We start from the raw sequence: 4728 nt of genomic DNA, 5'->3' as shown, positions 1-4728 counted from the left end.
GTTAAACTCTCGATATAATAAGTTCCATCGGCTGGATTATTAACAACATCAAAATAGCTTTCGTGTTTGAGAACTAGTAATTGGTTACGAGATATTCTATCGCCAAACTCATTGTCTTTGTGATAAATAGCATCGTAAGCCAAATTTGAAATTGCATTTGCGCCACCCAAAACTGCACTCATACATTCGGTAGTGGTGCGCAACATATTGGTGTTATAATCGTATAATGTTTTGTTGCGTTTCGTTGGTGTGGCAATGATATGACAATCAAATTCGTGATTGTATTCTGTTGCCAAAGTATTAAAAATCAGTCGCAATGCGCGTAATTTTGCTATTTCGAAAAAATAATTGGTGCCAACCGAAACTTCAATTGTTATAGGTTGATTTATTACTTTTATTTGATTAAAATATTCGTTTATGTGTGCCAATGTGTAAGCCAATTGTTGCACCATATTGGCTCCAGAATTTTGATAAATATTGGCAGTTATATTAATGAATGAAATATTTTTGCATTCAGCTGATACAGAATTTAAAACTTCAAAGTTGTCTTTTTCTGCCGATTCAAACCAGTTTCCATCTGTAATTAATTGGTGAATTGGATCTACTTGAATATGGATTATACCATTTTTTGAAAGTGCAATTTGGTTGATTTTTTTAAGAAAATTGGCTGAAAGAAATTTTAAATTCAAATAAACTGCATTTTTCTGAATATCTATTTCTGAAAGTAATTTTGTAATGTCTAAATCTTCTTTTTGAATAGTAAAACGTATGCTTTCTGCACCACGCGCAATGGAATTTTTTACTTTTTTTATTGATTTTTCTACATCGAAAACAAATATATTTTGAACGATTTTAAATTGTGAAGCTTCTGTATTTATGGAAACGGTTTTTTGGTCTTCGTCTTTGTGATAAAATGGTTTTACTTTGATTCCTTCTGGGCTTTCCCAAACCAAAGTGTCGTTATAATCTAAACCTTTGAGTTCAAATTGTATTTGCTGTTTCCATTGTTTGGAAGATATGGATTCGAAATCGTTGAATAGGTTTTTCATTTTGGTTTATTCGGTGATTTGGTTTTTGTTAATTGAGATTTGATTTTTGTTATTTGTTATTTTCAATTGTATCTCCTTCAAATTCAATAATGTAAATGTCTTCGTTGTCTTTTTTCATGAAATATTTTTCGCGGGCATATTTTTCGATTTCAGCGGGATTTTTAAACTTCTTGATTTGGTTTTTATCCTTTTTTATTTCGTCTTGATAGTAGGTTTTATTATCTTCCAATTCATTGACTTCTTTATTTAATAATCTGTGATCTAGATAGGAATAGTTGTCTAAAAATAGCATCCAAACTACAAAAAATAGTGTTACGACTATGTATTTGTTTAGTATAAATTTATACCAAGGTTTGTTTTGGAATGGGTTGTTCATTTCTGCGGGTTTTTAGCCCCGATTGAGCCGATATCCTTTTTGTTTTTTCTTTAAAAACAAAAAGATAAAGGTGAAAGCGGGAAATAGCTCCTTCCTTCGACAAGCTCAGGATGATCTGTTTTTAATTTAAAGATATTAATTTTTTATGATATTCTTTGATTTATTACGGCTCGAACTACATCGATGGCAACGGTGTTGAATTTATCGTTTGGAATAATAATGTCGGCGAATGCTTTTGTGGGTTCGATAAATTGCTGATGCATTGGTTTTAGTGTGGTTTGGTAGCGATTTAAAACTTCTTCCATATCACGACCACGTTCGGCAATATCTCTTTTTAGTCTTCTAATTAATCGCTCGTCTGAGTCGGCGTGAACAAATATTTTGACGTCGAACATGTCGCGAAGCTCAGGATTTGTTAAGATAAGTATGCCTTCTACTATCATTACTTTGCGTGGATGTGTCGAAATGGTATCGTCTGTTCTGTTGTGTGTAACGAAGGAATATACAGGTTGATCGATGACTTTTCCAGCTTTTAAATCTTTGAGATGTTGTACTAGTAGCTCAAAATCTATAGCTCTAGGATGATCAAAATTAATTAAGGCTCTCTCTTCGTACGCCAAATTATGACTTTCTTTATAATAGGAATCTTGCGAAATAATTCCTACTTCTGCATCAGGAAGTTCGTTCATGATTTGATGAACTACAGTTGTTTTTCCTGATCCTGTTCCGCCTGCAATGCCTATTATTAACATAATTGTGTTATTTGTTTTGGCAAAAATAGCAATATTTAATGAGAAGATTTTTTATAATCCTAAAGAAAATAATATAACTGTCATTGATACAATAAACATTAGTATTGAAAATAAAGCCGCGTTTCGAAGTTTGAATTTCTTTTTGACTTGGTAATAAATGGTTTCTACGATTAAAACCACAAAAAATACTAGAAATAAGATAGCAAAAATAAAAGCGATTAAAATTTCATTATTGGAACTGTTGTCGATTTCTATAAGATAATAGCACAACCCAATAAGCCCAAACAAAATTCCTAAATGAATGAATATATGTTGGATAAAGTTTTCAGGTTTAATGGCAACTTGGGATCTGTTTTCTTCGTGATTTATTTCGAGCAAATCGTATATTTCTTTACTCATTGTTGTTGTTTTTACTATTTTGTTTTTGGTATAAAACATAGAAAAAATTTGCTATTGCAAAAAATCCCATGACTTCGATTGTATTTAAAACGATATAAATTTTTGGGTCGAAAGCGATAAATTCAAAAATATTATTTATCAAATAAATAACTCTTTCAATAAGAATAGCTATTGCTCCATAAAAAGCGAGTTGTGTGGCTTGTTTCATATACTGTAAATTATTTTTTGTTTAAATCTTTTACCAAACTGGAAGCAAAATATAAAATAGCAATGGCGCCCAAACTGATGCAAACCCACATAAACCAAGGTTGTTGCCAAAATGATTTTGGTGAATTATTTTCTGCAGCTTTTTCGGCAAATTTTATTTCAGAAATTGTAGCTGCTGGTAAATTATTGGGAATATTGTTTTTAAAATTTTCGATATCGTAAACGGGAAGTGTTGCATTTGAATTTCCAGTTTTTATGGTATAATTTTGGTTGGTTTTCAAATCTGCTATGACTGAAACAGGATATTGAAAGAATTGGATATTATCAATAGTTAATGGTTGATTGTCTTGATTCTCTATTTCGATATAAAAGTCTTTTTCTTTTATTCCTGCCAAAGTAAAAGTATTTTTGGAATCTGAACTCAACTCAAAATTTGCCATAAAGGCTTGATAGTTTTCGGTTTTATGTTTTACTTTTCGAGTTTCATTCCTATAAATCTTAGCATAACGTTTGAATAATTTAGGATTTGAAATTTGAAATTTAATATTTTCAATATTTATGGCTTTTTCAAACTCAAAATGAAGTAGCGTTTTCTTATCCGATTTTAATTCTGTTATCGTTTTTTTGTTGTAATTGACTGGTAAAAATGAAGTGGCGATTGTTTTAAAATTAAAATTTCCTATACTAATTATTCTTATTGGCAGCGATTTTTTATCGTCTAAATTTATTTTAATGTAATTATAATTTGTCAATGGAAAATTGATAGTTTTAGAAACAGAAGTAGCATCTGATGCATTCAAATCTGACAAATAATTGTTGTTTGAAATACCGAACCATTCTTTTTGATCATTGCTGCCAGAAATTGTAAACGTTTTTTCACCTTCATAATTGGCAATAGTCAAAGCAACTTGATTGATGGTTTTGTCTGAATTTTCAAATATCAATGTAGATTGCTTTTTCGGAATTTCGGATCTAGAAATAATTTTATATTCTTTGTAATTGGCGTCTGAAATAGGCTCAAGATTTTTATTTACAAAATACGGTACTTCGTTTCCTTTGGAATCCAAAATCCTGAAATCTGACAAATCATCGTTTGAAGCTGAACGCACATTGGTTGGCAATACAATTTTGTGCAAACCATCAGCTTTTACTTTTTCAATTTTGGCAGTTGTATTTTGAGCAAACGATATATTTGCACATAACAATAAAAAGAATAAATTATATAGTTTCATTGGTTTCATCGGTTTTATTTTCGTTGTCAATTGAATCAATATTGCTTGTGATTTCTTCCTCGGGTTTTTTATCATCTACAACCAAAACTTTTATTTTTTGGTATACAAACGAAATAATTAAAACCAATATTCCTAGCAATATAAAGGCAATAATTTTTCCAGTTTCAGATACATTGCTAATATCAAATAAGAATAATTTCACAATGGTTAATCCTAACAAAGTCAATGCAATAATTCGCAGTGTTTTATTTTGTTTTTTAATTCCAAAAATCAAGAAAACAAAGGCAAAAATCCCCCATAAAACTGGGAAACTGGTTTTCCAGATGGTAGTTCTTAGCAAATCGATTTTTTCGCGAGCAATATTGTCTTTTGTGTAATCGTTCATTGATTCAGTAGCATTTTCGTACGCAATATTATATTGTTTGTTGTAAGCAGCAATATCGGTTGAGTTAACTGGGGAGTTGCCAATAACCAATCCGTGTAGCATTACTTCAGTGCTTGCTATGTATATAATGAAAAAGGCAAAAAGCCACACAAAAAATTTCTTTTCTAGGAAATCTCCAATTGACTTATTGGTGTGCATTTTGTGTAAACTGTACATAAAATAAATGGTGATAACAAGCGATATATAATGCAGATAAAATGCAATACTTTGCGGAACGCCACTTGCAATATATTCCCGATGTTCGCTAAAAGCTACATTTGAAAATACA

At 30.6% G+C, this 4728-nt stretch carries 7 protein-coding genes; all 7 read right to left on the bottom strand.

The genetic code is table 11. The features are described from left to right. A partial coding sequence (locus RMN92_RS06495; protein WP_309608655.1) for a methylmalonyl-CoA mutase family protein occupies window positions 1-1049 on the bottom strand: 1049 nt, incomplete at its 3' end. A 49-nt stretch (window positions 1050-1098) separates the two neighbouring features. Then, window positions 1099-1425, bottom strand: a complete 327-nt coding sequence (locus RMN92_RS06490; RefSeq protein WP_309608654.1) for a septum formation initiator family protein — start codon at window positions 1423-1425, stop codon at window positions 1099-1101. A 143-nt stretch (window positions 1426-1568) separates the two neighbouring features. After that, window positions 1569-2177: a uridine kinase gene (gene udk / locus RMN92_RS06485; RefSeq protein ID WP_309608653.1), complete on the bottom strand. Its 609-nt coding sequence runs from the start codon at window positions 2175-2177 to the stop codon at window positions 1569-1571. Between the two features lie 51 nt (window positions 2178-2228). After that, window positions 2229-2576, bottom strand: coding sequence for a hypothetical protein (locus RMN92_RS06480; RefSeq protein WP_309608652.1), 348 nt, complete (start codon window positions 2574-2576; stop codon window positions 2229-2231). Next, a complete protein-coding gene (locus RMN92_RS06475; protein WP_309608651.1) occupies window positions 2569-2784 on the bottom strand; it encodes a hypothetical protein in 216 nt (71 codons plus the stop codon). The genes RMN92_RS06480 and RMN92_RS06475 overlap by 8 nt, the downstream gene beginning before the upstream one ends. Window positions 2785-2794: 10 nt before the next feature. Beyond that, window positions 2795-4015 carry a hypothetical protein gene (locus RMN92_RS06470; protein ID WP_309608650.1) on the bottom strand — a complete coding sequence of 407 codons (1221 nt, stop codon included), beginning with the start codon at window positions 4013-4015 and terminating at the stop codon, window positions 2795-2797. Next, the coding region (locus RMN92_RS06465) for a DUF2339 domain-containing protein (RefSeq protein ID WP_309608649.1) at window positions 4002-4728 on the bottom strand (727 nt) is incomplete at its 5' end. The genes RMN92_RS06470 and RMN92_RS06465, both read right to left, overlap by 14 nt.

The organism is Flavobacterium sp., assembly GCF_031363805.1.
Classification (GTDB): Bacteria; Bacteroidota; Bacteroidia; order Flavobacteriales; family Flavobacteriaceae; genus Flavobacterium.
The sequence above is the reverse complement of the archived record's forward strand: the minus strand, read 5'-3'. Positions and strand labels throughout refer to the sequence as shown.

Bases quoted from the DNA above. Each gene is read 5' to 3' on its own strand.
- udk (WP_309608653.1), bottom strand. From the start codon at position 2,177: ATGTTAATAATAGGCATTGCAGGCGGAACAGGATCAGGAAAAACAACT.
- RMN92_RS06480 (WP_309608652.1), bottom strand. From the start codon at position 2,576: ATGAGTAAAGAAATATACGATTTGCTCGAAATAAATCACGAAGAAAAC.
- RMN92_RS06475 (WP_309608651.1), bottom strand. From the start codon at position 2,784: ATGAAACAAGCCACACAACTCGCTTTTTATGGAGCAATAGCTATTCTT.
- RMN92_RS06470 (WP_309608650.1), bottom strand. From the start codon at position 4,015: ATGAAACTATATAATTTATTCTTTTTATTGTTATGTGCAAATATATCG.
- RMN92_RS06490 (WP_309608654.1), bottom strand. From the start codon at position 1,425: ATGAACAACCCATTCCAAAACAAACCTTGGTATAAATTTATACTAAAC.